Raw genomic sequence first — 2,372 nt, 5'->3', positions numbered from 1 at the left:
TATTCCTCCAAATGCTGGTACTAGTTGATGTAGTATAAGACCTACTGCAAATAAAACTCCTGATAATGTAATGTTTTTTGTATTCATATTAATCCACTCCTCAATTTCTTTTTAAGTTTATATAAATTCTGATTTATAAGAAGTGTTCACGTCATAAATATCCCTCCTAAATTAAATTTAGGCAAACAAAAAAGCCCTTCGCCCTACAATAATAGGACGAAAGACTGTGCTTCCGTGGTGCCACCTAAATTAGATGAAATTCATCTCTCTCAAAGGATACGGAAAATAAATTCGATATCCCGCTTCTATAACGTGAAGCAAACGGCACAGGCTACTATAATTTCACCCTGCTTCTCATGAACCCATTCAGTATACCAATCAGTATCGAGCTTACACTACCCTCGATTCGCTGTAACCTATGCATATACCTACTCTTTTCAATCAAAGAATTTGTAAGGTAAAGGCTTATTTAATTTGCTAATTCATTATATGCTTAAGTTTTAAAATGTGTCAAGGATTTTTTTCTTAGAAATACTATGTTGTTGAGTGGATTTATTAAATATGTTATACTTTATTATGTTAATTTACGTTAATAATTTTGTATACTAGAAAAGGGAGGAAACACATGGAACCGGTTGTTAAGTACGAACTGATAAAGCGTTGTAAACAATCTGGGGCAAGACTTGGAAGAATTCATACTCCACACGGAATTATAGAAACTCCAATATTTATGCCAGTTGGAACACAAGCGACTGTTAAGGCTATGACCCCACACGAGCTTAAAGATATAGGTTCACAGATTATATTAAGTAACACGTATCACTTATTCCTAAGACCAGGACACAAGTTAATAGAAAGAGCAGGGGGACTTCATAAGTTTATGAATTGGGATAGACCGATTCTAACTGATAGTGGAGGATTCCAGGTATTTAGTTTAACTGATCTTAGAAAGATTGAAGAAGAAGGGGTAACCTTTAAGTCACATATAGATGGGTCAAAGCAGTTCCTATCTCCTGAAATAGCAATGGAAATACAGAATTCTTTAGGTTCTGATATTATGATGGCATTTGATGAATGTCCACCATATACAGCAGATTATGACTATACTAAGAATTCTCTTCATATGACATTAAGATGGGCAGAAAGATGCCTTAAAGCCCATAAGAAGCCTGATCAGCAGGCACTATTTGGTATTATTCAAGGGGGTATGTTTAAGGACCTTCGTGAAGAAGCGCTAGATGAGATGGTTAAGATGGATTTCCCAGGATATGCTCTTGGAGGACTAAGTATTGGTGAGCCTCATGAGACTATGGTAGAAGTTCTTCAGTGGGTAGCTGAGAAGATGCCTGAGAACAAGCCAAGATATTTAATGGGAATTGGAAGTCCAGATTATATTTTTGATGCAGTACTTAATGGTATAGATATGTTTGACTGTGTACTACAGACAAGAATAGCTAGAAATGGTACAGTATTCACAAGTAATGGTAAATTAGTAGTTAAGAATGCTAAGTATGCTGAAGATATGAGACCACTTGATGAAGAGTGTGATTGTTATGCATGCCAGCATTTTTCAAGGAGTTATATAAGACATTTATTTAAGGCTAACGAGATACTTGGGGTAAGACTTACATCTATTCACAACCTTAGATTTACACTAAGACTTGTTGAACAGATTAGAGAAGCAATTCAGAACGATTGTCTATTAGACTTTAGAGATGAGTTTTACAGAAAATTTGGCTACACAAATATCATTAAATAGGTTAGGAGGCTGAAAAATGGAAATGAACTTAATTTTCTTAGTACTGATGTTCGGTGTGTTCTACTTTATGATAATTAGACCACAGAAGAAGAGACAACAACAGTACAAAGAAATGCTTAATGCTCTTAAAGTAGGAGACAAGATTATTACTATTGGAGGAATCCATGGTAAGGTTGTTAAGATTGATGAAGACAAAGTATCAATTTTAACTGGTAAGGCTAACAAGACTAAGCTAGTTATGCTAAAATCTGCAATTGATCGTGTTAATAACTAGTATTAGATTTTAATTTTAATTTGAATTGGAGGGCTACACTATGATGGCTGCAAATATAATTTCATTAGTATTAATTTTTGCTGTGTTCTACTTTATGATAATTAGACCACAGAAGAAAAGACAACAACAACATAACCAAATGATGGAGAACCTAAGAAGTGGAGATAAAATAGTTACTATCGGGGGAATCCACGGTAAGGTAATAGCTATTAACGGTGAAACTATTATCATCGAAACAGGTGACGGAGAAGACACTACTCTAGTAATGTCAAAGGTTGCTATTGCTCAAGTTGTTGAAGACGAGAAGAAGGAAGAAGTTAAGACTATTGAAGCAAGCGA

At 34.9% G+C, this 2,372-nt stretch carries 3 protein-coding genes and 1 other annotated feature; all 3 genes read left to right on the top strand.

Annotation, left to right across the window (positions count from 1 at the left end):
• Nucleotides 1-209 precede the first annotated feature (209 nt).
• Nucleotides 210-454 (bottom strand) — a binding site (T-box leader).
• A gap of 171 nt (nt 455-625) precedes the next feature.
• A complete protein-coding gene (gene tgt, locus RR539_RS07540) occupies nt 626-1,759 on the top strand; it encodes a tRNA guanosine(34) transglycosylase Tgt (RefSeq protein ID WP_332483606.1) in 1,134 nt (377 codons plus the stop codon).
• Nucleotides 1,760-1,775: 16 nt separating this feature from the next.
• Nucleotides 1,776-2,033 (top strand): preprotein translocase subunit YajC, encoded by a 258-nt coding sequence (gene yajC, locus RR539_RS07535; protein WP_332474958.1) that lies wholly within the window; start codon nt 1,776-1,778, stop codon nt 2,031-2,033.
• 40 nt (nt 2,034-2,073) lie between these two features.
• Nucleotides 2,074-2,372: preprotein translocase subunit YajC (gene yajC, locus RR539_RS07530; RefSeq protein ID WP_332483607.1), on the top strand; the 299-nt coding region annotated here is incomplete at its 3' end.

The organism is Clostridium sp., from assembly GCF_036639235.1.
Lineage (GTDB): Bacteria > Bacillota > Clostridia > Clostridiales > Caloramatoraceae > Clostridium_AB.
The sequence above is the reverse complement of the archived record's forward strand: the minus strand, read 5'-3'. Positions and strand labels throughout refer to the sequence as shown.

What these genes read in the sequence shown, in the direction of transcription:
- tgt (WP_332483606.1), top strand. Translation starts at nt 626, where the DNA reads ATGGAACCGGTTGTTAAGTACGAACTGATAAAGCGTTGTAAACAATCT.
- yajC (WP_332474958.1), top strand. Translation starts at nt 1,776, where the DNA reads ATGGAAATGAACTTAATTTTCTTAGTACTGATGTTCGGTGTGTTCTAC.